At 65.9% G+C, this 24,168-nt stretch carries 24 protein-coding genes; 10 read left to right on the forward strand and 14 right to left on the reverse strand.

Going from position 1 to position 24,168, the window contains the following annotated elements; translation table 11 throughout:
* Positions 1 to 21: 21 nt before the first annotated feature.
* Positions 22 to 942 (forward strand): diacylglycerol kinase family protein, encoded by a 921-nt coding sequence (locus Q9R31_RS15165; protein ID WP_311263536.1) that lies wholly within the window; start codon positions 22 to 24, stop codon positions 940 to 942.
* Between the two features lie 21 nt (positions 943 to 963).
* Here Q9R31_RS15165 and Q9R31_RS15170 read toward each other — a convergent pair whose 3' ends face one another.
* The 6 genes from Q9R31_RS15170 to Q9R31_RS15195 all read right to left on the reverse strand — a co-directional run bounded on the left by Q9R31_RS15170 (position 964) and on the right by Q9R31_RS15195 (position 7,191).
* The gene (locus Q9R31_RS15170; protein ID WP_311263537.1) at positions 964 to 1,689 is read right to left on the reverse strand and encodes an aspartate/glutamate racemase family protein; all 726 of its coding nucleotides are present in this window, start codon (positions 1,687 to 1,689) and stop codon (positions 964 to 966) included.
* An 8-nt stretch (positions 1,690 to 1,697) separates the two neighbouring features.
* Entirely contained in the window at positions 1,698 to 3,125 is a 1,428-nt protein-coding gene (locus tag Q9R31_RS15175; protein WP_311263538.1) for an amidohydrolase family protein, read from the reverse strand.
* Between the two features lie 30 nt (positions 3,126 to 3,155).
* On the reverse strand, positions 3,156 to 3,944 hold the full coding sequence (locus Q9R31_RS15180; RefSeq protein ID WP_311263539.1) for an aspartate/glutamate racemase family protein: 789 nt from the start codon (positions 3,942 to 3,944) through the stop codon (positions 3,156 to 3,158).
* Positions 3,941 to 4,624 carry a GntR family transcriptional regulator gene (locus Q9R31_RS15185; protein ID WP_311263540.1) on the reverse strand — a complete coding sequence of 228 codons (684 nt, stop codon included), beginning with the start codon at positions 4,622 to 4,624 and terminating at the stop codon, positions 3,941 to 3,943. Before Q9R31_RS15185 ends, Q9R31_RS15180 begins: the two co-directional genes overlap by 4 nt.
* Before the next feature lie 80 nt (positions 4,625 to 4,704).
* Positions 4,705 to 6,063 carry an MFS transporter gene (locus tag Q9R31_RS15190; protein WP_311263541.1) on the reverse strand — a complete coding sequence of 453 codons (1,359 nt, stop codon included), beginning with the start codon at positions 6,061 to 6,063 and terminating at the stop codon, positions 4,705 to 4,707.
* A 291-nt stretch (positions 6,064 to 6,354) separates the two neighbouring features.
* On the reverse strand, positions 6,355 to 7,191 hold the full coding sequence (locus tag Q9R31_RS15195) for an ACT domain-containing protein (RefSeq protein WP_311263542.1): 837 nt from the start codon (positions 7,189 to 7,191) through the stop codon (positions 6,355 to 6,357).
* A 162-nt stretch (positions 7,192 to 7,353) separates the two neighbouring features.
* Here Q9R31_RS15195 and Q9R31_RS15200 point away from each other — a divergent pair, with 162 nt between their 5' ends.
* The 4 genes from Q9R31_RS15200 to Q9R31_RS15215 all read left to right on the forward strand — a co-directional run bounded on the left by Q9R31_RS15200 (position 7,354) and on the right by Q9R31_RS15215 (position 11,702).
* Positions 7,354 to 8,418 carry an FUSC family protein gene (locus tag Q9R31_RS15200; RefSeq protein WP_311263543.1) on the forward strand — a complete coding sequence of 355 codons (1,065 nt, stop codon included), beginning with the start codon at positions 7,354 to 7,356 and terminating at the stop codon, positions 8,416 to 8,418.
* Positions 8,419 to 8,480: 62 nt separating this feature from the next.
* Entirely contained in the window at positions 8,481 to 9,218 is a 738-nt protein-coding gene (locus Q9R31_RS15205) for an IclR family transcriptional regulator (RefSeq protein ID WP_311263544.1), read from the forward strand.
* Positions 9,219 to 9,373: 155 nt separating this feature from the next.
* Positions 9,374 to 10,561, forward strand: coding sequence for a 4-hydroxybenzoate 3-monooxygenase (locus Q9R31_RS15210; protein WP_311263545.1), 1,188 nt, complete (start codon positions 9,374 to 9,376; stop codon positions 10,559 to 10,561).
* An 85-nt stretch (positions 10,562 to 10,646) separates the two neighbouring features.
* Positions 10,647 to 11,702 carry an FAD-dependent monooxygenase gene (locus tag Q9R31_RS15215; RefSeq protein WP_311263546.1) on the forward strand — a complete coding sequence of 352 codons (1,056 nt, stop codon included), beginning with the start codon at positions 10,647 to 10,649 and terminating at the stop codon, positions 11,700 to 11,702.
* Here Q9R31_RS15215 and Q9R31_RS15220 read toward each other — a convergent pair whose 3' ends face one another.
* From Q9R31_RS15220 to Q9R31_RS15240, 5 genes are all read right to left on the reverse strand, one after another.
* Positions 11,703 to 13,496 carry an ABC transporter permease gene (locus Q9R31_RS15220; RefSeq protein WP_397428256.1) on the reverse strand — a complete coding sequence of 598 codons (1,794 nt, stop codon included), beginning with the start codon at positions 13,494 to 13,496 and terminating at the stop codon, positions 11,703 to 11,705.
* A 23-nt stretch (positions 13,497 to 13,519) separates the two neighbouring features.
* Entirely contained in the window at positions 13,520 to 14,584 is a 1,065-nt protein-coding gene (locus Q9R31_RS15225; protein WP_311263548.1) for an ABC transporter ATP-binding protein, read from the reverse strand.
* 47 nt (positions 14,585 to 14,631) lie between these two features.
* Positions 14,632 to 15,708, reverse strand: a complete 1,077-nt coding sequence (locus Q9R31_RS15230; protein ID WP_311263549.1) for an extracellular solute-binding protein — start codon at positions 15,706 to 15,708, stop codon at positions 14,632 to 14,634.
* 168 nt (positions 15,709 to 15,876) lie between these two features.
* Positions 15,877 to 16,311: a hotdog domain-containing protein gene (locus Q9R31_RS15235; RefSeq protein ID WP_311263550.1), complete on the reverse strand. Its 435-nt coding sequence runs from the start codon at positions 16,309 to 16,311 to the stop codon at positions 15,877 to 15,879.
* A 105-nt stretch (positions 16,312 to 16,416) separates the two neighbouring features.
* Positions 16,417 to 16,920, reverse strand: coding sequence for a GNAT family N-acetyltransferase (locus Q9R31_RS15240; protein WP_311263551.1), 504 nt, complete (start codon positions 16,918 to 16,920; stop codon positions 16,417 to 16,419).
* Positions 16,921 to 17,075: 155 nt separating this feature from the next.
* Here Q9R31_RS15240 and Q9R31_RS15245 point away from each other — a divergent pair, with 155 nt between their 5' ends.
* From Q9R31_RS15245 to Q9R31_RS15255, 3 genes are all read left to right on the forward strand, one after another.
* Complete coding sequence (locus Q9R31_RS15245) at positions 17,076 to 17,591, forward strand: MarR family transcriptional regulator (protein ID WP_311263552.1); 516 nt, start codon at positions 17,076 to 17,078, stop codon at positions 17,589 to 17,591.
* Between the two features lie 76 nt (positions 17,592 to 17,667).
* A complete protein-coding gene (locus tag Q9R31_RS15250) occupies positions 17,668 to 17,979 on the forward strand; it encodes a hypothetical protein (RefSeq protein WP_311263553.1) in 312 nt (103 codons plus the stop codon).
* On the forward strand, positions 17,976 to 18,959 hold the full coding sequence (locus tag Q9R31_RS15255) for a serine/threonine-protein kinase (RefSeq protein ID WP_311263554.1): 984 nt from the start codon (positions 17,976 to 17,978) through the stop codon (positions 18,957 to 18,959). Before Q9R31_RS15250 ends, Q9R31_RS15255 begins: the two co-directional genes overlap by 4 nt.
* Here the strand turns inward: Q9R31_RS15255 and Q9R31_RS15260 are convergent.
* The gene (locus Q9R31_RS15260) at positions 18,956 to 19,633 is read right to left on the reverse strand and encodes a histidine phosphatase family protein (protein WP_311263555.1); all 678 of its coding nucleotides are present in this window, start codon (positions 19,631 to 19,633) and stop codon (positions 18,956 to 18,958) included. The genes Q9R31_RS15255 and Q9R31_RS15260 overlap by 4 nt on opposite strands.
* Positions 19,634 to 19,764: 131 nt before the next feature.
* A complete protein-coding gene (gene purB, locus Q9R31_RS15265) occupies positions 19,765 to 21,207 on the reverse strand; it encodes an adenylosuccinate lyase (protein ID WP_311263556.1) in 1,443 nt (480 codons plus the stop codon).
* A gap of 167 nt (positions 21,208 to 21,374) precedes the next feature.
* On the opposite strand from purB, the gene Q9R31_RS15270 reads away from it, so the two are divergent.
* Together Q9R31_RS15270 and Q9R31_RS15275 are read left to right on the forward strand one after the other, a co-directional pair.
* Entirely contained in the window at positions 21,375 to 21,677 is a 303-nt protein-coding gene (locus Q9R31_RS15270; protein WP_311263557.1) for a hypothetical protein, read from the forward strand.
* Positions 21,677 to 23,023, forward strand: a complete 1,347-nt coding sequence (locus tag Q9R31_RS15275) for a hypothetical protein (protein ID WP_311263558.1) — start codon at positions 21,677 to 21,679, stop codon at positions 23,021 to 23,023. The genes Q9R31_RS15270 and Q9R31_RS15275 overlap by 1 nt, the downstream gene beginning before the upstream one ends.
* Before the next feature lie 97 nt (positions 23,024 to 23,120).
* Here Q9R31_RS15275 and Q9R31_RS15280 read toward each other — a convergent pair whose 3' ends face one another.
* A complete protein-coding gene (locus tag Q9R31_RS15280; protein ID WP_311263559.1) occupies positions 23,121 to 24,032 on the reverse strand; it encodes a hypothetical protein in 912 nt (303 codons plus the stop codon).
* Positions 24,033 to 24,168 lie beyond the last annotated feature (136 nt).

The following is a 24,168-nucleotide window of genomic DNA, read 5'->3' on the forward strand; positions in this document are numbered from 1 at the left end:
CATCCGCCATCAGAGGACGCCATGACTGACCACCATTCCCCTTCACCCAAGCGCGCCGCCGTCGTCATCAATCCCGCAAAGACGGTGGACATCGACGTGCGGGAGCTCATGGCCAAGCACTGCGAGGAGAACGGCTGGGGCGAAACCCTCTGGTTCGAGACCACGGAGGAGGACCCCGGCGTCGGGCAGGCCAAGGAAGCCCTGGCCCAGGGCGCGGACCTGGTGATCGCGGCCGGCGGCGACGGGACAGTCCGGTGTGTGGCAGAGGTCCTGGCCGGCGGCGATATTCCCATGGGACTGCTGCCGCTGGGAACGGGCAACCTGCTGGCGCGCAACCTGGGCATTGACGTCACCGATTATGACGGCGCCCTGTCCGGAGCCCTGGTGGGCACGGAGAGGAAGATCGACGTGGTGCGCGCCCGCCGGAACGACCCGGACAAGGACCAGCTGTTCCTGGTCATGGCGGGCATGGGCTACGACGCCACCATCATGGCGGACACCAACCAGGAACTGAAGCACAAGGTGGGCTGGCTGGCCTACGTGGATGCCGGCATTCGCAACCTACCGGGCAAGCCCGTCAAGGCCACCGTGGTGATTGACGGCAAGAGGGCTGTTCACCGTGGCGTCCGCAGCGTGATGGTGGGCAATTGCGGCAAGGTCCAGGGCGGACTGGAGATTTTCCCCGAGGCCAAGATTGACGACGGCCTGCTGGACATCGCCGTCCTGGCGCCGCACCACGGAAAACTGGGCTGGCTGTCCGTGCTGGCCGGCATCATCGGCAAAGGCAAAAACAAGGACACTTCCGTAGAGTACTTCCAGGGCAAGACCGTTGAGATCACGCTGGAACACAAGGACGACTACCAGTTGGACGGGGACCACGAGGGCCAGGGCAAGCACGTGCTCATGACCATGGAGCCCGGTGCCCTGACTTTGAGGATGTAACCGGCCCTGCGGATGTAGGACTTACCCCAGCAGCCGCCCCCACCGGGGCTCGAGCAGCGGCGCGCCTGCCAGTTTCAGGGCGTGCCAGAGCGTGACGGCCACGGAGTCCAGCACGGGCACCCCGGTGGTGTCCTCGATCTCTGCGGTGATGTTGGCGCCGTAGAGGTTGGTGCACAGGTACACCAGTGCGTCGGGCGCCGCGGCAGCGAGCTCCAGGGAGCCCGGGCGCATTTCGTCGTCGGTGACCCGGGCGAAGGATTCATTGTCGCTGAGGCCCAGCGCCCGGTGGTCCACGGTCTTGATGCCTTCGCGCTCGTAGGATGCGATGACCTGGTGGTTCACATCCTCCGTGTACGGGGTGAACAGGCCGATCCGCTCCGTGCCGAAGGCCCGGAAGGCCTCGAGGTAGGCAAGGGTGGAGGTGGTGGCCGGGATGCCGGTGGCGCCCGTGATCCCGGCCGCCAGATCCCGGTCGTGCGCCGAGCCCAGCCACGATCCCGACGTGCCGTTCCAGGCAATCACGTCCACATCCGCCGTCGCCAGCAGCCCGGCTGCCTCCTGCATGACTGCCGGGTCGAACTGGCGGTCGGAGGAGTCATCGAGGGCGATGCGGGTCACCGGGATCCGGGCGAAGTGCACGGTGACGTCGGTGCGGCTGCCCAGGATGCGGTAGGTCTGGGGTTCGAGGCAGGTGTTGGAGGACGGCACGATCATGCCGATCCTGCGTGGGCGTGGGGTTGCGGGCATGGTGGCTCCTAGAGGGCGGCGGTGAGCTGGGAGGCTTCCGGGGCAGCGGACTGGTGCTCCCGGTAGCCGTTGCGGTTGATGAAGCGGCCCACGGCCCCGGGATCATGGAAGCCGTCCGCGTCGAGGACCACCCGCCCGTTGGAAACAACGACGGCGGGCCAGCCCGTGAGTGCCTTCCCGTCGAAAGGCGAGAAGTCCGTGCCCATGTGCAGGGCTGACCCGTTCACCGTACGTTCCTCGGCGGGGTCGAAAACCACCAGGTCGGCGTCGGACCCCTCTTCAATGCGGCCCTTGCCCGGGACTGCGTTGATCCGCGCGGGGGCAGCAGCGAAGGCCTCCACGAACTGCTCCACGCTCGCGCCGGCGGAGGTCATCGCAGTGAACGTGACCGGCATCCGCGTCTCCACCCCGGGCAGGCCGTGCGGCATGGCGCGCACGTCATCGGTGCGCTCGCGTTTCTGCGACAGGTCGTAGCAGGAATGGTCGGAGGACATGGTGTGGATGGCTCCGGACACCAGCCGCTCCTTGAGGGCGGCCACGGTTTCCGCGCTGCGCATGGGCGGGCAGCAGGCGAACCACTCCGGGAAGGTGGAGGCGTACACGGAGTCATCCAGCGTGACGTAGTGCGGGCAGGTTTCGGAGTAGGCCACGAGCCCGCGGTCGCGTGCCTGCGAGACCAGGTCGACGGCGCCGGGCGTGGACTGGTGGACGAAGTAGACCGGGGCGCCGGTGTATTCGGCCATGGCCAGGGTTTCCTTGACGGAGATTTCCTCGGCCAGCTCCGGCCTGGTCCGGTGCAGGTGCTCAATGCCGATCCGGCCGTCCTGGGCGTGCTGCCCGGTGCAGTCGGCAATGATCGGATCGTGTTCGGCGTGGATGTACGTCAACCCGTCCAGCCGGACCATTTCCCGCATGACCTTCAGGATTGTGTCGCCGTCGGCCATCGTGGTGCCCCGGTTGGTGGTGTACATCTTGACCGAGCGGACACCCTCCGCGGCGAGCTGCTCAAGCTGCCACGGGACTGTTTCGTCCCAGCTGACCACGGCGCCGTGGAGGGCAACGTCGCAGCGGGACTGCGTGGCGAGTTCCTTTTTGTGCAGGGCGGCGGCGAGCGGGGTTTCCTGGGCGTCGCGGGGAATCCCGAAATCGATGATGGTGGTGGTCCCGCCCCACAGCGCTGCGGTGGAGGTGGTCCGGTAGTCGTCAAGGGTGCGGAAGCGCCCGGTCACCTGGGCCACGTGGCAGTGGCCGTCCACGCCGCCGGGGATCACGAGTTTTCCCGTGGCGTCGATGATACGGTCCGCCGCGGGGACGGGCAGGGCGGCGTCGACGAGCCGGGCGATCCGCCCGTCGTGCACCACGATGTGCGCTTCCCGGCGGCCGTGGCCGTTCACCACGGTGGCGTTGGCAATGACAAGTTGTGGCTGGCGGGACATCGGTGTCCTCCTAAGATTGGTGGGCTCTGGCTAGGCGGCGGGCTGGGGAGTGCCGGCCTGCTCCTGGCGGGCGGCAAGGGCAGCGTCCAGGTTCCCCGGCAGGCCCTTCCGGTCCTTGGCGGGGGGCGGGGCGAAAGCGCCGGCGCGGTGCGGCCCGGACTGCAGCGCGGCAACGGCCTCGGCCATCCGGACCCCGGCGGAGATGCCATCCACCGCAGGGACGGGAATCAACCCCTTGAGTTCGCGGGCAAGGCCGGCCAGCGGGGCGCCGGCAAGGATGACGACGTCGGCGCCGTCCTCAGCCACGGCCTGCCGGCTGAGTGCCAGCAGGGTTTCCCTGAAGTCCTGTTGCACGGAGCCGATGCTGTTCAGGGAGTCATTGATCGAACGGATGGAGGCCAGCCGGCCTGCCAGGCCGAACTGCTCCACGCACTCCCGGTACCAGGGCTTGATCCGGTCCGAGATGGCAATGATGGAGAAACGGTGGCCCTGCAGTGCGGCTGCGCACAATGCGGCTTCGGTGATGCCGATGACCGGCACGTCCGCCAGTTCCTTGAGGGCCGGCATGCCGGGGTCGCCGAAGGCGGCCACCACCACGGCGTCCACCTTGTCTGCGTCGGGAAGAGTCTGTTCGGCGATGAGCTCTGCCACAGCACCCGCGGCGATCAGCGATTCGAAGCGGGTCTCGATGTATTCCACGCCGTGGCCGGCAGTACGAACCAGCAGTTCGGTGCCGGGGGACGCGGATCGGAGCGCCTCGGATTCAATCAGCGCTGTGACATCCGCGCTGATGTTGGGGTTGATGACCAGGAGTTTCATTTTCTCTTCCGGTGGAATTCTGGTTCGGTCTTCTGGAAGTCCTCCGGGAACTGGTCCCGGTACTTACCGATATGTGACGCGGACTGGGCGGCTGCCTTGTCCGGATCGCCGCTGGCAATGGCGGCGTACAGGTCGCGGTGTTCGCGGATGAGTTCGGGCAGGTCGCTGACATGCCGGAACAGCCAGTGCATCCGGCCCTGGAGGGGTTCCAGGGCGGATTTGAGGAAGTTGTTATCCGCGATGGCCGTGATGGCGTCGTGGAATTCGCTGTTGGACCGGTGCGCCTCCATCACGGAACCCTTGGCCAGGAAGGCCTCAGCGTTGTCCAGCAGCGCTTTGAGGTAGGCGAGGTCGTCCCTGGTGGCCCGCTTGGCGGCGAGCCGGCAGGCCAGGACTTCCAGGGATTGGCGGACGTCGAAGAGATCTTCCACGTCCTTGGCGCTGAGGCTGCTCACTTCGGCTCCGCGTGCGCCGCGGTCGCTGATGAGGCCTTCCTGGCGGAGCATGCGCAGGGCCTCGCGGACCGGCAGCCGGGAAACGGAGAATTCGGCTGCCAGGTCGCGTTCCACCAGCCGCGTGCCGGGAGCGTAGTGTCCTTCGAAAATCCTGGTGCGGAGGGTGTCCCGGACGGTTTCGCGGAGGGGGCGGTCCTTGTCCTGGGTCTCTTCGGCGGTCAGCATGATGCTCCATTCGGATTTTTTGTGTGGCACTGCTCCCGGCTGCGGGGGCGTTGTTTGCAAGTTTCCCTGCGAGGGTCAGCTTAGACAGGAAGCCGCTTGTTGTAGTTCAGGGTGAGCACTGAGGCGCCCATGATGACCGCGGAACCCACGAAGTACAGCAACGCCCAGGTATAGGAACCTGTAGCCCCTACGATCAGGCCGACGGCGATCGGAGTGACGAACCCGGAGATGTTGCCGCTGAAGTTCATGGCGCCGCCCAGGACGCCCGCGTTGGTGCGGCCGCCAAGGATGGAGGGGATGCTCCAGAACAGGCCAACCCAGCGCAGGAAGAACATGACGAGGGAGAGCAGGACCACTGCGGTGGTGGGGTCCGGGACCACGGTGACGCCCACGAGGCCGCCGATCACCACGACACTGGAGATGCCCAGGAGGGTGCGCATCACCCGGTTGGCTGAGGCACCGGACGCACGCCACTTGTCCGCAATGGTGCCGCCCAGGATTTCACCCACGAAGCCGGCGCCGAAGATGACGAAGGTGGACCAGCCGATGGTCTTCAAGTCGAAGCCCTTGGCCTGGGCCAGGTAGAGCGGGCCCCAGGTCAGCAGGCCGTAGAACACTCCGTTGAAGCCGAGCCAGCCAAAGCACATCGCCCAGAAGGAGCGGAACTTAAGGTAGGGGAGCAGTGCGCGCTTGCCCTGGCTGCCGTCGAGCTCGGCTTCGGCATCCTCGGCAGCGTGCGACGCTTCGATGTACTCGGCTTCGGCGGCATTGACGCCGCGGTGCTGCCGCGGGTTGTCGCGAACGTACCACCAGACGGCCAGGCCCATCAGGACTGTTGCGGCGCCGGCGATGACGAACGAACTGCGCCAACTGCCCGTTGCGGCGATGAGGCCGGCGATGAGGATGCCGCCAAGGCCTGCACCCAGCGGGGCACCGGCGTCCAGGATGGTGGCACCACGGCCGCGCTCCGACTTGTGCATCCAGATGGCGTTGAGCTTGCCGCCGGCCGGCATGACACCTGCTTCGGTCACGCCGATGCCGAGGCGGGCGATAAACATGCTCAGGAAGCCGCCGGCCATACCGGATGCGGCGGTTGCCGCGCCCCAGCCCACGCAGGAGGCGGTCATCACCTTGCGGGGACCGAACTTGTCGATGAGCAGTCCCACGGGGATCTGCATCAGGGCGTAGGTCCAGAAGAAGGCGGAGAGCAGCAGGCCCACAAGCTCCGGGGCGAGATTGAACTCCTTTTGGATGATGGGCAGTGCCACCGAGATGGAGCCGCGGTCGATGTAGTTGACGGAAACCAGGACGAGCAGGAGCAGGAACATTTTCCAGCGGACGGAGGTGCGCCGTTGCGTTCCGTCCTTTCCGCGCGTTTCGGTAATGCCCGGTGTGGCCTCGTCTGGCGTGGCCGTTGTTTCAGTGTTTGGGATGGACACAGCTTCTCCTTCACGGGGAAGTTTTCGGATGGGGAGGATGCGAAATGGCGTGTGGTGCATGCCTGGCAGGGCGCTGGCCTGCCGGCGGGAAAAGGGGGCCCGCTGGACGATCCGGAGCGTAGAGCGGGACGTTGCGTTTTGGGATCCCGCTTTGGGATCCCAAAATCAAAGATAGAAGTGACCCCCGCCACTGTCAAGGGTTTTTGCTCCCCGAACGCCGCTGAGGTCCTGCTGACGGATTGTGACTGCCCCACACCCCAACTGAGTAGCGCTACCTACTTGGGTGGGCAGCTACTGAGGGGACCCGGCCTGCCGGTAGGACATGGTCTCGGCCAGCTCCGCGAGCCGATGGGCCCGCGCCGACTCGGCCGGAGTGAACGGTTCCTCCGGCCGGGAAAAGGTGATGGGGCCATCCCATGCGGTGGGGATCTTAAGGTGCGTGCCGTCGTCGGACGCTTTGAAACCGGCGTCCCACGGCGGCACAATCCGCGCGTGCAACAGCTCGGCCACCGCCAGGGGAAGTTCGTCCGGGGCGGCAGCGATCCTCGCTGCCAGGCTGAGCGCCCTGGTCTGCCCGTCAGCCATGGCCAGGGCAGTGGTGGGCCACACGTGCGGACTGCTGCCGCCGCCGTCGTGCAGCGCCGCCAGCAGCTCGCGCTCGCCGACGTTACCGGGGACCGAGAGGACAAATTCATCCAGGACCCCGTCCGGCACCGGGTGGACGTGGATGCTCAGGATGTTGGTGTCCAGCCGGGCCAGGGCCCCGGTGATCCGCTGCAGCGACCCGGGCTGGTCCCGGAGCAGCGTCCGCGCCCGCCACAAGGACGGCGCCGATGCCAGTTGCCGCCGGTGACGGAGGGCCGGGGCGTGCAGCCAGCGCAGCAGGATCCGGGCGGCGGAGGGCTCGGCCACCCAGATCACCAGGACCGTCGCGGTCAGGGTAAGCACCAGGACCTTGGCCACATACGGAAGGTGGGTCTCCACCACCAGGGCGTGGACCAGCAGTTCGATCGGCAGCATCACGGCGACGTTTGCCAGGGTCAGCCGCGCCTTGGGCGGTTCGGGCATCATGCCGCAGACCTCGCAGCGCAGTTCAGCAGCGGGCGCGGTGTGTGCAGGGCGCTTCATGACACAAGCATCGTCCGCTGCTGTTTCCGCTGCATTGCCTCCGGATTCCATTCATGGGAACGCGCCAGATGGTTTCCCGGGCCTGCACCGTAGGATTTACCAGGAACGTCAGCGCGGCCGCCCGTGAGAATCACCTCAGGAAATCCCAGGAAGGCGCTGCCCGTGAAGATGTTCGCCGAAATGTTCAGCATCGGCCCCGGCAACAAGGACCACCACCCCGCGCTGCGGTGCGCCGTGGGCGTCTTCGTTCCGCTCCTCACCCTGGTGTTCCTGGACCGGCTGGACCTGGCCATCTTCGCGTCCTTCGGCGCCTTCACCGGAATCTACGGCCGCGGTGAACCCCACGCGGTCCGGTTTGTGCTGCAGCTGCGGGCCGGGCTGCTGATGCTGCTCGTCATGCTCCTGGCGGCGCTCGCGGCGCGGACGGGCCCCGCTTGGGGCCTGGACGCCGCCACCCACACCTGGCTGCTGGTCCTGGCCACCACGCTGGTGGCCGGCGCCTGTTCCGTTGCCATTTCCTGGCTCCGGCTGCGCCCCGCCGGTTCGCTGTTCCATATCTTCGCCTTCGCCGCCATCGCATCCATCCCCAATCAGCCGCCGCTCTGGCAGGGCATGCTGGTGGCCGTCCTCACCACAGTGTTCGCCCTCCTTGTGGGCTTCTCGTCCCGGATCCTTCCCAGCCACCGCACTCCCTGGACCAGGCCTCCCCGCATCCGGCGCACTCCCGCGGAGAAACGCGCGGCTTGGCTTGAGGGGCTCGGGTACCTTGTGGCCGCCGGCCTTGCCGGCACGCTGGCCACGTGGGCAGGGGAGCGCCTGGGGTTCGGGCACAACTACTGGGCCATGGTGGCTGCCGTGGTGCCGCTGGTGGGCCACACCACCCGGCACCGCGTACGCCGGGGCGTCCAAAGGATCATCGGCACGGTGCTGGGACTGCTGGTCCTGGCTGCCGTGCTCCTGGTGGGCCTGCAGCCGTGGCAAACAGTGCTGGTGATGGCGCTGTGCCAGTTCGGCGCCGAGATGTTCATCATCCGCCAGTACCTGCTGGCGCAGGTCTTCGTGACGCCCCTCGCGCTGGTCTCAACATTGCTGGTGGTTCCGGCCTCACCCTCCATCCTGCTGCGCGACCGCATCATCGAGACCGTGATCGGCGCCGCCGTCGGCATTGCCGTGGTGCTGGCTCCCGGCGCATGGCGCCGCATCAGGCAGCGGACGACGACGGCCTGACCGCCTTTCCGTCCCGCGTTTCCGGTACGCTGGACTTCCCATTCAACGGAAGGTGGGCGGCGGTGGCGAACTCAAGCTCCGGGGATTCGGTGGTGGACCGGATCGTGCGGCTGATCTCCGCCTTCCCCCAGGACGTCAGCGCCCTCCGGTTGTCAGACCTGGCGGAGCGGGCGGGCCTTCCGCTGACCACCACGCACCGGCTGGTGGGCCAACTCGCAGGCCACGGGCTGCTGGAGGCCGCACCCGGTGGTATCGTCCGGCCCGGACTCCGGCTGTGGGAGCTGGTGAACCGAGCCTCCCCGGCTCTGGCGCTCCGGCAGGCGGCCATGCCCTTCATGGAGGACATCCAACAGGTCCTGAACCAGAACGTGAACCTCGCCGTGCTCGACGGCTGGGAAGCGCTCTTCGTGGAGCGGCTCTCCCGCCGCGGCTCGGTGGCCAACCGGGCGCAGGTGGCCGGCAGGATGCCCATCCATATCTCGTCCGCCGGATTGGCGCTGATGGCCCACCAGGAAAAGGCGCTGCAGCAGGAGTACCTGGGCCAGTTCACCGACCCCGACGGGAAGCTGGCTGCGGCCGACGTCCGGGCCCTGCTCGCCGAGACTTCCCGCCAGGGCTTCGCCCAACTGAAAGGTGTGGTGGATCCGGACACCTGGGGGATTGCTGTCCCCGTGCTCAGCCGCAGGCAGCGCGCCGTGGCCTCGCTCGGTGTCGTGGTGCCCCTGCAGGAGATGCGCCTGCAGGCCCTCGTGCCGGCACTGCAAACGGCGGCCCGCGGCATCGCCAGAAGTTTGGCCTGATTGTTCCGCTGTTCGGCAGACTGCCTTTGCCATTCACTTTTCGCGGTTCCGATGAACGGAACCGCTGTAACGCCGGTCACCCAGTGTCGCGCACACTGAAGCCAGGCAATCATTCCGGCCCCGTCCAAGGCCCCGCAACGAAGCGAGATGCAGTCATGGCACGAAAAGTCATCACCACCCAAGTGGCCATCATGGGAGCTGGGCCGGCAGGGCTGATGCTCTCCCACCTCCTGGCAAAGGCAGGCATCGATTCCACGGTGGTGGAGGTCCGCAGCCACGACGAAATCTCGCACACGGTGCGCGCCGGGATCCTGGAGCACGGGACCGTGAACATGCTGGTGGAGAGCGGGGTCTCGGACCGGGTGCTGCGCGACGGGGACCGGCATGACGGTATCGAGCTGCGGTTTAACGGCGAGAGCCACCGCGTCGACTTCAAGGACCTGGTGGGGGAGTCCGTGTGGCTTTATCCGCAGACGGACGTTTTCCTGGACCTCGCCGCGCGCAGGAAGGACGACGGCGGCGACGTCCGCTACAGCGTGACTGACACTTCGGTCCATGATCTTGAGGGCAAGCCGAAGGTCTGGTTCACCGACGCCGAAGGCGTGGAGTTCGAGATCCAGGCGGACTTCCTGGTGGGTGCCGACGGCTCCCGAAGCCACTGCCGGTTCCAGATCCCCGAGGCCCACCGCAAGTGGTACTTCCACGAATACCCCTTCGCCTGGTTCGGCATCCTGGCCGAAGCTCCGCGCAGTTCGGATGAGCTGATCTACGCCAACTCGGCCAACGGCTTCGCCCTCATCAGCCAGCGCACGGAGACGGTGCAGCGGATGTACTTCCAGTGCGATCCCAAGGAGAACGTTGCCGAGTGGGACGATGACAGGATCTGGGCCGAGTTCCGCAGCCGGGTCAACGGCAACGGCTTTGAGCTCAAGGAAGGCCCGGTCATCGAGAAGATGGTGCTGCCGTTCCGGAGCTTCGTCCACACCCCCATGCGCCACGGCAACCTCTTCCTGGCCGGCGACGCCGCCCACACCGTGCCGCCCACCGGCGCCAAGGGCCTCAACCTGGCCATCAATGACGTCAAGGTCCTCTTCGAGGGGCTGGACAGCCACTACAACTCCGGCTCGGACCGGCTGCTGGAAACCTACAGCAGCCGTGCCCTGGACCGGGTGTGGAAGGCGCAGCAGTTCTCCTACTGGATGACCACCATGCTGCACACCCCTGCCGATGCGGACGACTTCTCCCGCGCCCGCCAGCTCGGCGAACTGAACTCCGTCGTCTCCTCCAGGCACGGCATGGCATATCTGGCCGAGGCCTACACCGGCTGGCCCGGCCGCGCCTAGGGACCCGGTAGCCGTCGGATAGTCCCAGGAGGAAATGGCGGGCGGCCACATCCACTGCCCGGTGGTGAGGCATAACATGATGGCCATGGACACGGTCTCGATCGTTGGCGGCGGCATCGCCGGGCTGGCCTTGGCGGCCTGCCTGGAGCAGGACCGCTTCCAGGTGACGGTTTACGAGAAGCGGCCGGAACTACCCAGGGTCGGCACCGTGCTCGCCATGTGGCCCAACGCCCAGCGTGCCTTGGCCCGGTTGGGAATCCTTGGGCGGGCCCGGGCCGTCAGCCCCGTGCTTGCAAGCGGGTCCATCCGCAATGCGGCAGGCGAGCCGTGGGTCACGGTCAACGGCGGGGAGCTGTTCGGCATGTCCCGCGTGGACCTGCTGAGGCTCCTTGACTCGGCCGTCCCCGGGACTGTCCGCCGGGCTACCAGGAACCTGCAGGCGTTGCCGGGTGACGGAGGCCTGGTGGTTGGCGCCGACGGTGTGCACAGCATGGTCCGCCGCGAGGTCTGGGGTGCGGGCACGAATGCCCGGGCCGCGGGGTGCATCGCAGTCCGGGGCACCATCCCGGCGCCCGTCAACGCCGATGAGGTGGGGGAATACTGGGGCCGGGGGGACCTGTTCGGCATCGCCGCGTCCCCGGGCGGGACCAACTGGTATGCGAGCTGGCGTTCGGATCCGGGCCCTGCCGGGATCGATGTCGCCCAGGCCCTGGACCAGGCGCGGGTGCGTTTTGCGGGCCACGCGCCCGCCATCCGTCAGGTCCTCGCCGCCGCCGTCCCCGGGCTCTCCCTCGCACAGCCGATCTGGACCACCCCGCCGTTGCGGTCGTACGTCCGCGGCACGGCCGTATTGGTGGGCGACGCAGCCCACGCCATGACGCCCAACCTCGGCCGGGGTGCCTGTGAATCACTCGTGGACGCCGTCACCCTTGCGGATCTGTTGAACAGTCTTCCGCAGGAGAGGGCGCTCGCCGCCTACAACCGGCAGCGCCGGCTGCGGACCCGCGCCCTGAGCCTGGGGTCGGCGGCGATGATGCGGGTGGCGCTGGCGGAAGGTGCCCAGCCGCTGCGTGACGGCCTGCTCAACCTGGCCCGACGACGGAACGAACGTGCCGCCGTCGGCCGCGGTTCCGGCAGGTGATCAGCGGACAGCAGCGGCAGGTCGTGTGGCGTCGTCCTCTCCTGGTGCCTGGGTAGCGGGAAGTCCTCCAGGGCCCTGCTGGACCGGCATTGCCGCGGGCAGTCGCTTCCTGGTCCGCCTTCGCCCCGACCTGCCGTAGACCAGGTACATCGTCACGCCGGTGATGATCATGAGGAGCACCGTGTAAACGAACGTGTTGGCGATGCCCTCAGTGCCCTCCGCGCCATCGGTGTTGGCCTTGATCACCAGGCCCAGCGGCTGTACCAGCGGATGGGCAAGGAAGATGGCCGTGTCATAGTCGTCCAACAGGCTGTTGAAGTTCAGGGCCGTAATGGCTGCTGCGGCCGGGAGAACCAACGGCAGGAGGACGCGCCGAAAGACATACAGCGTCTTCGCGCCCATGATGGCAGCAGCCTCCTCCAGCGCAGAATTCACGGAGGCAAAGGACGCCTTGAGCATCCGGAGGGTGAATGGAATCTTCACGGTGATAAATGCGATGAGCAGGATCACCGTTGTTCCGGTGAGTACGGCACCGCCCACCAGCGGGCTCGGGTGGTCGTAGCTGACGATCAGGCCAAGAGCCAGCAGCGCAGACGGCAGGATCCATGGGATGTGCAGCAGGTATTCGAAGGCCGACGCCACCCAGTTTTTGTACTTCTGCAGCAGCCGGGCAACGAAGAGCAGTCCCCCTACGGCTATGACGGCGGCCAGGGCGCTGTACACAACACTGACGATAAACGGCCGGAGCCCCGATTGCTGGGTGAGGACGCGGGCATAGTTGTCCAGTGTCAGGTTGGCCAGCGAGAGCTGCCCCGTCTGGATGGCCGCGCCGTCGGCGAACGAGTAAAGCACGATCAGCACCACCGGGAGCGTGTAGATGGCAAACAGTAGATATGCCAGGCCGTGTACGGCGATGTTGGCTGCGCGGTTCGTGATCTCCTGCTTCTGCAGCTCGGAGGAAACCTTGGACACTGAGAAGTAGGTGCCGCCCTTCTCCAGCCGGGACATGACGGCGAGCATCAGCATGGTGGCCAGGCCCAGGATCACGGCCAGCAGCGCCGCGAGGTCCCTGGAGGTGGGGCTGTTGGTGAAGGTCAGGATCATCGGTGTAATGGTCTGGAAGTCGCGGCCGCCGAGCACCTGCGGGGCGCTCAAGGCGCCCAGACCGGTGAGGAACGACAGGATGGTAACGGCGAACAGTGTGGGCTTGAGCATTGGCAGGACGATACGCCGAAGTATGGTCCAGGTGGAGGCGCCAAGATTCCGTGCGGCCTCGATGGTCTGATAGTCGATGCCCTTGAGCGCGTTGGCGACGAACAGCATGTGGTTGGTGGTGGTGGCAAAGGTCATGACCACCAGGACGGCGAAAAACCCGGAGAACCAGCCAGGGTCCATTCCGGGGATCAGCTTGACCAGCAGCGAGGTGACTATCCCCTTGTCCCCATAAATAAATTTGTATCCCGCCGCCAGCACGATGCCGCCGTAGATGAAGGTGGACGCGTAGCCAAGGAAGAGGATGCGCGAGCCGCGGATCCGGAAGTAGTTCGTGACCAGGACGATGAAGACGCCCACCAGGTTGACGGTGACGGAAAGAGCCACGGCCAGGAGGAAGCTGTTGCCCAATGCCTTCACGGCCCGCTGCGAAGAGAACAGCTTCTCCGCGGCGCGGCCCGAAAAGCTTCCGTCAGGGAAGAAGGTGGCAATCAGGATGTTGACGTTGGGCCACACCAGGAACGCGGCAATAAACCAGGTGAGGACGACGCCCACCATCAGAACGAAGGGCGAACGACCCATGCTGTGAACTGTGGAGTTGGCGTTCATGGCAGGGCAACGGCCTGGTCCTGGCGCAGCGAGACACCAGTCCCCGGATGGTACTGGAGGACGTGCCCAGGCTGGACGTAGACGGTTGTATTCGTGCCGGCCTCGGGGTGCGTGCCTCCGTCTTCCCTGACCAGGAGGCGGATGTCCGCGCCGTGGCTGCGGACCACGTAGCGGCTGTGCAGGCCATGATAGGTGCGCGAAACCACGGTGGCGGGAAGTCCGACGGCGCCGCCTCCGTCAGTGGGCCGGTTCAGGGAGGCCTTTTCCACGCGGAGGTAGGACCTGGCGTCGGCGCTGAGACCGGCTTCTGAGAGCCTGTTGACCTCCGAGACAAACTCCGCCGTCAGGGTGGAGCTGTCGCCGATGAAATTACAGACGAATTCTGTTGCGGCATGGTCATAGATGTCCTGCGGTGTCCCCACCTGCTCGATAACGCCCTTGTTGAATACGGCGACGCGGTCGCTCATGGCGAGTGCTTCGTCCTGGTCGTGGGTTACATAGACGGTAGTGATGCCAAACTCGCTCTGCAGGTCCTTGAGCTGCTGGCGCAGTTGGTGGCGGAGCTTGGCGTCCAGGTTGGACAGGGGCTCGTCCAGCAGCAGGATCTTTGGCCGCAGCACCAGGGCCCGCGCAACGGCCACCCGCTGCTGCTGGCCGCCGGACAGTTCCGCCACGTTCTTCGCCAGCTGCTCATCGCTGAGCTCCACGCGCCTCGCGATGTCCCGCACAAGGCGGTCGCTGTCCGCAGGTTTTTCTTTCCGGACCCGGAGCCCGAAGGCGATGTTCTCCCACACGCTCATGCTGGGGAACAGGGCGTAGTTCTGGAAGACCATGCCCACCTGCCGCTTGTCACTGGGAAGCCGGGTGACATCCTTGCCATCCACCCGGACCGTACCCCTGGCCGGCTGGATGAAGCCGGCCAGGGTGCGCAGCGCCGTCGTCTTTCCGCAGCCGGAGGGCCCCAGGAGGGTGAAGAACTCGCCGGGGCGGACATGCAGGTCCAGATGCGGAATGGCGGTGAAATCGCCAAAGGTAACTTCGATGTTTTCCAAGCGGATCATGGCATACCTGTCTGATGGATCGCGGGAACGGCGGCTGGCAGGGCGGGTTACGTCATGTATTCGAGCTCGATCTTCTCCACCCAGGCGCCCATGTTCTTCTGGACGAAGTCCCAGTCGATGTCCTGCTGCTTGAGGTCCGCAAAGAAGTTGACCACCTCAGGGTTGGCCTTAGCCTCGGCCGCCTTGTTGACCGGCATGGAATTGAACTTTTGGGCGAACTCGCCCTGGACCTCCGCGCTGCCAAACCAGTCAATGAATTTCTGCGCCTGCTCCTTCTTCTTCGTCCCCTTTACCAGGGCGACCTGCTCCACCGCCAGCGGGACGCCCACGGAAGGGATGATCGTGTCGACGTTTACCTTGAAGGACTTTTCGCGCTCGGCAATGATCGAGGACGGCATCTGGCCCATGTCCACCTCGCCAGACGCGATGCGGGCAAACAGGTCGGTTTTCGCCACGGCGGGACTGCCGTTCTTGAAGTACTGCTCTACCTGCTTCCAGCCGTCGTCGGAGATACCCAAATCACCCGAGTCGTCCCGGTAGCGGGAGAGGATGCCGGCAAAGACCAGCTGGGCTGTGGCGGTGCCCAGGCCGGTGACCCGTTCATAGCGGCTCTTGAACTGGTCCTTGGTCCACAGGTCCGTCCAGTCCGACGGCGCGGCTTCCTTGGCGATCTTGTCGGAGTTGTAGCCAAGGAGGATTGCCTGTTTCACCAGGGGCCAGTACGTCTCCCCGTCGCCCAGGCCCTTGTCCACGTCACCGGCCCACGCGGGCTGGTAGGCCTCCAACGCGCCGGCGTTCTTGATTTGCGAGAAGTACATGTTGTTCAGGCCGAATGCGACGTCTGCGATGGGATTGTTTTTCTCGGCAATGAGTTTGTTGGTGGCATCGGCGCCACCGGCCCCCACGATCTCAATCTTGAATCCGGCGTCGGCCGCCTTGGTGGCCAGCCAATCGCCCCGTCCCTCACCGTTGGAGTTGGTATAGACGACCAACGTGTCCCCGGATGCACCTGTCGGAGCTCCGGAGGCTTCCCCCGATGAAGTTGGTGGGGTCGACCCACCACCGCATCCGGCGAGGAGGGTGGCGGCGACGGCGGCGGCAACCAAAGTCTGCAATTTACGCACGATCAGGACTCATTTCTGGACTGGAATCGGAGCATGTCCGCACAGCCTATAGCCGGGCATGACAAAAGCCGGGCTGTTATAGCTATCGATTCGATAAACAGCCCGGCTGCCCACTCTGGCCCAGTTGGGGAAACGGAGGGAGCCCTCGGCGTTAACCAGGGGCGAACGTTACTCCCTGGCCGCAGTTTCGGTCAGGTGATGGGTGGGGATCCGGTCCCGGTCATAGGTGATCTCCGTGTAGCCGTGCGGCTGTGGCTTGCCGTCCTGGTTCAGGTTCACGAATACGATCTCCTCGATGGTGAGGATGCTTTGCCTCGTGATCATGTTGCGGACCTCCGCGCGCATGGTCAGCGAGGTCCGCCCGAACCGGGTGGCCGTGAGGCCCATTTCGATGAGGTCCCCCTGGACGGCCGAACTGACGAAGTTGATCTCCGAAATGTACTTGGTGACGGCGCGGCCGTTTCCCAGCTGGAGGATGGCGTAGATGGCGGCCTCTTCGTCAATCCATTTCAGCAGGCTGCCGCCGAAGAGCGTCCCGTTCGCGTTGAGGTCCTCAGGCCGGACCCACTTGCGGGTCCGGAAGGTAATGTCCGCTGTTTCCATAGGGCGAGATTAGCTGAAGGCGTTGCGCGCCCTCCCACTGTGACGGCGCGCAGGCCCCGGTGCAGGAGCTCCGGTGCAGGAACTCCACTGCCGGGAACTCCACTGCTAGGCCATCGCGGTCTGCGCCGCGCTGCGGGCATTGATGCCCTTGGCGTAGCAGTACGAGTGTTCCACCCCGACGTAGGGTCCGAAGTTCGGGATGGCCTCGAATCCTGAATTCTCGTAGAAGTTCCGTCCGTCCGGCTGCGCCGATCCTGCCTCCGCCTTGATGCGGGTGATGCCCTGCTTGAAGGCCTCCGCTTCGAGGGCCGCCAGGATGGAGCTGGCCACGCCGGACCCACGGGTGTAGGGCAGCACGTAGAGGCGCTTGATTTCGGCAGTCGATCCATCAAGGAGCCGCAGTCCCCCGCAACCCACGGGTTGCCCGGACCCCTTGTCGTACGCCACCAGGAACACGGCGCAGTCGGCGCCCGACGGCGGCGGGCCGGGTTCGTGGTCAGGCCGGCCAAAGCGGGCGTCAAGTTCGGCCTGCTGCGCGCGGCGAAGATCGGCGCCCACGGGGTTGGACCAGGAGACCTGCCGGATGTTCAGCCTGGGGTTGGTCTGCATATCTGCCTCGATTCGCCGGAGGGGTATGCCTGATAAGGCTAGGCGCGAGGAGTTACGGAGGTGTTTCCTGACGGTTAGCACCTGGATAACGTGGATCCGCAAAGCAGCGGCAGGTTGCTTGGCTGCCTAGTTACCAGTTGGTCTAAAATAACTACATGGTTTCTAAGGGCAACGAGGGATCCGGCTACTGGTACGGGCCTGACGGGCAGCTGGACAACAGTGCTGCTGTACTGAAGTCCCTCCGGGACTACCGGGCGGCCGAGACGGAAATCCGCCGCTCCACCAGGGACTCCATGGGTATGGGGGAAACGGACATTCTTGCACTGCGGTACCTGCTGCGCATGCAAGCCTCCGGCAAGCAGGTTGTCCCCAAGGACCTGAGCCAATTCCTCAATATTACTAGTGCTTCCACTACCTCACTGATCGACCGATTGGTTGCGAGTGGACACGTTCGCCGTGAAGCCCACCCCACGGACCGCCGTTCTGTAGTGGTCATCCCCACGGTTGAATCCGACAAAGAGGTCCGCGAGACGCTCGGTTCCATGCATCGCCGGATGATGCAGGTCGCGGAAGGTCTGACCGCGGACGAGGCGCGCGTGGTGGTGGATTTCCTCCAGCGGATGACCGAGGCGCTACAGGCGCCCCAAAGTGGAAAGACCAAAATTATCTAGGGTGACTAGCTAGTCCGGCTAGTTATATGTAAGCTTACGATCGTTCCCGAAGTTGCTTCCCGACGGAGTCGTGAGTGTGTTGGTTACTTTCACCGAAGTTTCACCGCCTGATCCCCGCTTGGCCGGGGCATCCCTGACAGGCGGCCTGCACGTTGCCCCGGACGGCGCCGCTGCGCCGCAGGGAGAACCTGCGGTCCACTGCGGTGCCGCCATGCAGCTGGTGACGCCGGCCGTGGGATGGGAGGCTGCCAACTACACGTTCGAGCCAGCCGAACCCGGAGGTGTTGAGCTTCCGCCGGTATGGCGATGCGCCTGTGGATTCCAGCTGGACGCCTGGCCTGCAGCCGATTTCAGCTCACCGCGCGCCTCGGTCGCCCTTTCCGCATGAGCATCGCGGGGACAGCAGCGCCTGCACATCCGTTTGCCCCGGCTAAACCTGAGGCCGGTGGTCTTGTTGCCGGGCGGTACCAGCTCAAGGAACGCCTGGGGCGTGGGGCCGCTGCCGAGGTCTTACGTGCCGTTGACCTGGACGGTGGTCCTGAAGCCGCAGTCAAGATCGCGTCCACCGATGGCCGGAAGCAGCACCAGCGGATCCGCAATGAAGCCCATGTGCTGGCCAGGCTCAACCACCCCTCCGTTGTGCGGCTTCTTGCCCAGGGTGTCATGCCTGCGGGCGGGAGCTATTCCGGGCGCCCCTTTCTGGTGGAGGAACTGGCTTTGGGCGCGAGCCTGGCCGAGACCATCCGGCTGCAGAACCCCGGGCCCGGGGAGGTCGCCCGGTGGGCGCGGAGCTTATTCGGTGCGCTGGCCCATATTCACGCCGGCGGGCTTGTGCACCGGGACATCAAGCCGGCCAACCTGATGCTGAGCGGCCTGCGCAGAAGTCCCGTCCGGATCATAGATTTTGGCATCGCCGCCGCGGCGGGCTCGGCGCCCGAGCCGGGAATTTCTTCCGGCACCGTTCATTACATGAGCCCCGAGCAGGCTTCCGGCGGTGCCGTGGAGCCCTCCTGGGATGTCTACGCCATGGGGCTGGTCCTGCTGGAGCTTCTCACCGGCGCCAAGGCGTTTCCGGGCACCGCCATCGAATCCCTCGTGGCGCGGACCCTGCGGTCCCCGGACGTTCCGGACCACCTCGGTGATTGGGCCGGCCTGCTGCGTTCCCTGACAGCCATGGAGCCGGGAGAAAGGCCGACGGCGGCAGGCGCGGCGGCCATGGCAGCGCAGCTGATCTCCGCGTTCCCAGTGCAGTACCAGGACGGCCCGAACAGCCAGCGCAGCCCCGGGATCCAGCGTCTCGGGGCGGGCACCCTCCCATGCGGGCCAAGGCGCAGATTTTCCGCCCGGCGCCACGGGCAGCAGATTTAGGGAGCGGAGACATCCCGCCCCGTCGGGTCCTCGGCGGTCGGGTCCGCCAGGGCGAGGCCACCCACCGGGCTCCCGTCCCAGTGGATCAGCTTCCAGCCACTACGCAGGCTGCCCTCAAGGGCCACGATCCCGGTATTGGCCAGGACATGGCTGGCGGCGAATTCGTGGTCCGCGCCGTCGGCCCGGAGCCCGGCCCACGTGCGGATGGCGGCGCCATGGCTGACGACGGCGACGGTGCCATGCTGCTGCCGCTCGGCGCGGTCCGCCATCTTTGCGATGGCGGCGTCAAACCGTTCGAAGAAGGCGTGGCCGTCCGGTCCCGCGGGCATGCGCAGGTCCAGGTCACCGGCGGCCCAGGACATTACCGTCCCCATGTAGCGCTTGTGGGATTCGTGGTCGGTGAGCTTCTCCAGCGATCCGGCCTCGATTTCGTGCAGCCCGTCCAGCACCTCGACATCTAGAGCGTGCAGCCGCGCCAGCGGTGCGGCGGTGATCTGGGTCCGGATCAGCGTGGAGGCATAGAGAGCCCCGATGCGTTCATTGGCAAGGGACCGCGCCATCGCCTCCGCCTGGCGCTCGCCCAGTTCTGTCAGTCCGGGGCCGGGGTGGTCGGTATCCAGTTGGCCCAGCACATTGCCGGGGGTTTCGCCGTGGCGGATCAGGAGCAACTTCATGATCCCAGTTTCCCATCACGGAAGGTTGCAGGCGCACGGCGGAACCGGCGTTACGCTTCCGGGCGCAGAAAGGCGCCGGGCCCCTTGGGAGCCCGGCGCCGCCGTCGTACGTTCCTGCCCTGAAGCGGGGCTTACTTCAGGTGGTCCACCAGTTGGTCGGCGATGCCCGTGTACTTGCCCGGAGTGAGGGCCAGGAGGCGTGCCTCGGCCTCCGGGGAAAGGCCGAGGCCCTGCACGAACTCTTGCATGCGCGCGGCGTCCACGCGCTGGCCGCGGGTAAGGTCCTTGAGCCGCTCGTACGGGTTTTCCATGCCTTCGACGCCGGCAATTGCCTCGGCGCGCATCACCATTTGGATCGCCTCGCCCAGGACTTCCCAGTTGGTGTCCAGGTCAGCCGCCAGTACGTCCTCCGCAACGTCCAGGCGCTCCAGGCCCTTGGCCACGTTGGAAATGGCGAGGAGGGAGTGGCCGAACGCAACCCCGATGTTGCGCTGGCTCGAGGAATCCGTGAGGTCGCGCTGCCAGCGGGAGGTCACCAGCGTTGAAGCCAGGACGTCCAGCAGGCCGGACGAGATCTCCAGGTTGGCCTCGGCGTTTTCGAAGCGGATGGGGTTGACCTTGTGCGGCATGGTGGAGGAACCGGTGGCGCCGGCGACGGGAATCTGGGCGAAGTAGCCGATGGAAATGTAGCTCCAGATGTCCGTGCAGACGTTGTGCAGGATGCGGTTGAAACGCGCGACGTCGGCATAGAGCTCCGCCTGCCAGTCGTGGCTCTCGATCTGGGTGGTCAGGGGATTCCAGGTGAGGCCCAGCCCCTCCACGAAGGACTTGGACACCTGCTGCCAGTCAGCGCCCGGCACGGAGGCCACGTGGGCGGCGTAGGTTCCCGTGGCACCGTTGATCTTGCCCAGGTACTGCGTCTTTTCAATCCGGTCCAGCTGGCGCGTCAGGCGGTGCGCCGTGACAGCCAGCTCCTTGCCCAGGGTCGTGGGGGTGGCCGGCTGGCCGTGGGTCCGGGACAGCATGGGGACGGCGCGGTTGTCTTCCGCCATCTTGCTGATCTGTCCCACCAGGGCGCGGGCTGCGGGCAGCCACACGTCCTCCACAGCACCCTTGATGCCGAGCGCGTAGGAAAGGTTGTTGATGTCCTCGGACGTGCAGCCGAAGTGCACCATGGCGGTCAGGTTCTCGATGCCGATCGCGGGCAGGCGGCGGCCGATGTAATACTCCACGGCCTTGACGTCGTGGACGGTGACGGCCTCGATCTCTGCGAGTTCGGCAACGGAGGCGGCGTCGAATTCGGTGACGATGGCGCGGAGCTGATCCTGCTGTTCCCGGCTCAGGGGCCCGGCGCCCGGAAGGACATTGTTGCTGGTCAGGTGGATGAGCCATTCAACTTCGACAGCGACGCGGTCGCGGTTGAGGGCGGCCTCGGACAGGTAGTCCACGAGGGGCGCAACGGCGGACTGGTAGCGGCCGTCCAGGGGTCCGAGCGCAATTTTTTCCGATGACGCGGCGAGGGCCAGGCGTCCTGAGGGCGTACGGGTATCAGCTGTGGCGGCAGTTTCAGGCATGTCCTGATTCTTTCACGAAGTCCGGTGCCGCCTTAAGCCGGGCATCCACGTTACTTATCCACATAGCCGACGGCGGTGCTTACCCCGGGAGGGCCGCCTCCTTAGCGTTGGAAACGGCAAGGCTGTGGCGAATCAGGTGGCCGGGGTGGCCGTGACGGGAAGCAGGCATGGGGAACGATCCAACGGACGGAATATGGGGAACCGGGCTGGGCGTCAGCCTTGAAGTCCAGGAGCTGGGCCGAAGGGTGGCGCAGTGCACGGCGAGGGCGGAAGAGGTACTTGCCGGATTTCACGAGATCCAGTTGGTGAACTGGGAATCACCCGCGGGGCAGGCGTACCGCGATTCGGTAAGCCTGCAGGCGGTGGCGGTGCGGAGGGCCCTGGATCGGCTGCGGGAGGCCGCAGCGGCGGTAGCCGCCCACGCCCGTGCGGCAATGACCGCCGATTGTTCGCCTGGGAGCAGGTTCTGATGGCCGACGCAACACCCTCCGGTTCGGGAAGCCCCATCCACGTCTCACCGCCGCCCCCGGACGGCATCCTGACAATTTCCGGTGGCGTGGGTGGCATCACCGTCCAGCTGGAGGAACTGGATGCCGGAGCTGGAAAGCTCGATGGACTCGCCGGCCGTCTCGCGGCCATCGAGGCGGAACTTTTCGGGACGTGGCAGGACCTCGGCCCGTACCAGAACCAGCCTCGAACCACGGGAACTGCCGCGCTCATCGCCGTGGGGGAGGCGCGGGACGCGGTCCTCAGAGTCCGGCTGGACCTGCAGCGGATCAGCAGCCAGGTGCGGAGCTGCAGGCGGGATTACGACATCGCCGAATCGGCTGCCCACACCCAGTGGATGCTGGGCCTGTCGAATCCGGACGTCGAACTCCAGAAGCATGTGGATTTCTGGCGGACCGGATTCCTCAATGGGGATGCCATGGAGATGCTGGTGGCCAATGCCGTCACCACCCTTCCGTTGATCAAATCTTTGGTTGAAAGTGCCAACCCGGCGCTGCGGCCGGGCCCGGTCACGGCAAAACAGGAAGAACGTGTGCCCATCGATCTCGACGCCACCCCCGCCGGCCTGCTGGAACGGGTCAGGCTGATCGAGGAGCGCGGCAGCGGCTACATCGAAGTTATCGAGGTCGATGACAGGGGTGCGAAGGCCTACGTGGTGGTGGTTCCGGGAACCCAGGTGCACGATGAAGACGAAGGCACCAATCCTTTCGATCTTGCCGGAATCGTGGACGGCCTGGGCAACAATTCCCGGCAGGTAAATGCCGCTGTCCTCCAGGCGCTCCATGCAGCCGGTGCGGAGCCGGGAGCGGACGTTGTGGCAGTGGGTTACAGCCAGGGCGGAATCCATGCCATGAACCTGGCGGCAGACAAGGAGTTTCTGAAGGAGTACGACATGAAATACGTCCTGACCGCCGGATCGCCCATTTCACGCATCACGCCTCCCCCCGACGTCAGCACCCTTCACCTGGAACACCGCACGGACTGGGTGCCGGGCAGCGACGGTTTGGCCAACCCGGACACCAGGAACCAGGTCACCGTGACCGTGACCAATGACCTGTATGTGCGTGGGGGAGAAGACGCCGGACTGGGACCGGGCCACAATCTCACCGGCTACGAGGAGGCGGCCCGCTTGGTGGCTGGCAGCAAGGACCCTTCCCTGGCCCAGTCCACGGCAGTGCTGGGCGGGGTCCTGGGCGCCGGCGGTGCCGCCACTGCAACCCGGTTTTCCTTGTCCAAACCGCCACCGCCCAACCTTCCCCGGGAACGCAGGGACCCGTTTTCCGGGCGGCCGCAGCCGGGTTCCAGGTAGGAATGGGTGCCAGGTAGGAACGGGTGCCAGCTACGAACGGGTGCAAGGCAGGAAGCTGCCACTTACAGGGAAGCTGCCGCCACCCGGCAAGCAGGGTTCAAGCGATCTGGGCGGCGTGCAGTTCAGCGTACGCTTTGCTGCGCGCCTTCTCCGGTGGCGGCGCCGGTTGTGGGGCCGGCTGGGGAGCCGGTGCCGGGACGGCCGCGGGGCAACGGTAGTTATAGTCGAAGTCGCCTTCAGTGAACTGGGTCAGCGCCACCGCCCCGCCTGATGTGAGGGGGGAAGCCGTGCAGAATTCCCGCGCAGTGGAGGTGGATTCCGCACCCGCCAGCCAGTTCCTCAGGCGGTAGAGATTGCTTCCCGGACCCACCTCGCCCACAATTTCGCCGAATTGATACCCAGTGGAATAGATCCCCACTTCCGCACCCGTGCTCTCCAGATTCGCGGTCATGCCCTCCAGTTCGGCAGCATTGGCGGCCTTGTCCCAGAGCCAGCTGTTTCCGGTTTCAACGTCCAGCCACCACATGTGCCGCACCACGCCGTCACCTGATTCCTTCAGGATCACAACGTCGTTGAAGGCCATGGCGTACCCGTGGACATAGGCGCAGGCAGGTGTTTCCGTACCATCGCACGTACCGTAGGGGTTACTGACGTCCTCACCCCGGTAGGTGTTGTTTGCCGGCCACCAGAGGGAATCGACAGGCCCTGTGGTGGCGGTGTTCACGTAGATCTCCGCCGGCGTTCCTCCGGCTGCATCTGTGCTGCGGTCTGCCCAGGCCAGTTGGGCTGCAAGGCATGGGTTGACAGTGTCCGGCCGTCCGCCGTTCACCCCCACGATGGCGAATGCCGGGGGTGAAGGGAGATCGCCGCCGCACTGGGGCCACGAGATGTCGTTGCCCAGCGCGGCGCTGCCGCGCGATGCCGGCTGTGACTCCGCGTCCGCTTGCGCCGGGCCTGCCTGCAATGTGAAAAGCAGGCAGGATGCAAGCAGGATTCTTATGGGCTTCATTCGTGGGCCCCCGGTGTTTCGGAACTGGCAACAAGCAGGCCTTTGGGCCTGATGTGCAGCCTAGGCGGCCCGTCCTTTGGGGGTCATGGGTGGCCGGTACTGGAGTTTTGCAGGCTGCCTACCGGGAAGGCACTTG

It is taken from the genome of Pseudarthrobacter sp. BRE9 (genome assembly GCF_031844305.1).
Classification (GTDB): Bacteria; Actinomycetota; Actinomycetes; order Actinomycetales; family Micrococcaceae; genus Arthrobacter.

Bases quoted from the DNA above. Each gene is read 5' to 3' on its own strand.
- Q9R31_RS15245 (WP_311263552.1), top strand. From the start codon at position 17,076: ATGGTTTCTAAGGGCAACGAGGGATCCGGCTACTGGTACGGGCCTGAC.
- Q9R31_RS15170 (WP_311263537.1), bottom strand. From the start codon at position 1,689: ATGCCCGCAACCCCACGCCCACGCAGGATCGGCATGATCGTGCCGTCC.
- Q9R31_RS15225 (WP_311263548.1), bottom strand. From the start codon at position 14,584: ATGATCCGCTTGGAAAACATCGAAGTTACCTTTGGCGATTTCACCGCC.
- Q9R31_RS15175 (WP_311263538.1), bottom strand. From the start codon at position 3,125: ATGTCCCGCCAGCCACAACTTGTCATTGCCAACGCCACCGTGGTGAAC.
- Q9R31_RS15195 (WP_311263542.1), bottom strand. From the start codon at position 7,191: ATGAAGCGCCCTGCACACACCGCGCCCGCTGCTGAACTGCGCTGCGAG.
- Q9R31_RS15185 (WP_311263540.1), bottom strand. From the start codon at position 4,624: ATGCTGACCGCCGAAGAGACCCAGGACAAGGACCGCCCCCTCCGCGAA.
- Q9R31_RS15180 (WP_311263539.1), bottom strand. From the start codon at position 3,944: ATGAAACTCCTGGTCATCAACCCCAACATCAGCGCGGATGTCACAGCG.
- Q9R31_RS15210 (WP_311263545.1), top strand. From the start codon at position 9,374: ATGGCACGAAAAGTCATCACCACCCAAGTGGCCATCATGGGAGCTGGG.
- Q9R31_RS15220 (WP_397428256.1), bottom strand. From the start codon at position 13,496: ATGGGTCGTTCGCCCTTCGTTCTGATGGTGGGCGTCGTCCTCACCTGG.
- Q9R31_RS15215 (WP_311263546.1), top strand. From the start codon at position 10,647: ATGGACACGGTCTCGATCGTTGGCGGCGGCATCGCCGGGCTGGCCTTG.
- Q9R31_RS15280 (WP_311263559.1), bottom strand. From the start codon at position 24,032: ATGAAGCCCATAAGAATCCTGCTTGCATCCTGCCTGCTTTTCACATTG.
- Q9R31_RS15255 (WP_311263554.1), top strand. From the start codon at position 17,976: ATGAGCATCGCGGGGACAGCAGCGCCTGCACATCCGTTTGCCCCGGCT.
- Q9R31_RS15240 (WP_311263551.1), bottom strand. From the start codon at position 16,920: ATGCAGACCAACCCCAGGCTGAACATCCGGCAGGTCTCCTGGTCCAAC.
- purB (WP_311263556.1), bottom strand. From the start codon at position 21,207: ATGCCTGAAACTGCCGCCACAGCTGATACCCGTACGCCCTCAGGACGC.
- Q9R31_RS15235 (WP_311263550.1), bottom strand. From the start codon at position 16,311: ATGGAAACAGCGGACATTACCTTCCGGACCCGCAAGTGGGTCCGGCCT.
- Q9R31_RS15260 (WP_311263555.1), bottom strand. From the start codon at position 19,633: ATGAAGTTGCTCCTGATCCGCCACGGCGAAACCCCCGGCAATGTGCTG.
- Q9R31_RS15275 (WP_311263558.1), top strand. From the start codon at position 21,677: ATGGCCGACGCAACACCCTCCGGTTCGGGAAGCCCCATCCACGTCTCA.
- Q9R31_RS15270 (WP_311263557.1), top strand. From the start codon at position 21,375: ATGGGGAACGATCCAACGGACGGAATATGGGGAACCGGGCTGGGCGTC.
- Q9R31_RS15165 (WP_311263536.1), top strand. From the start codon at position 22: ATGACTGACCACCATTCCCCTTCACCCAAGCGCGCCGCCGTCGTCATC.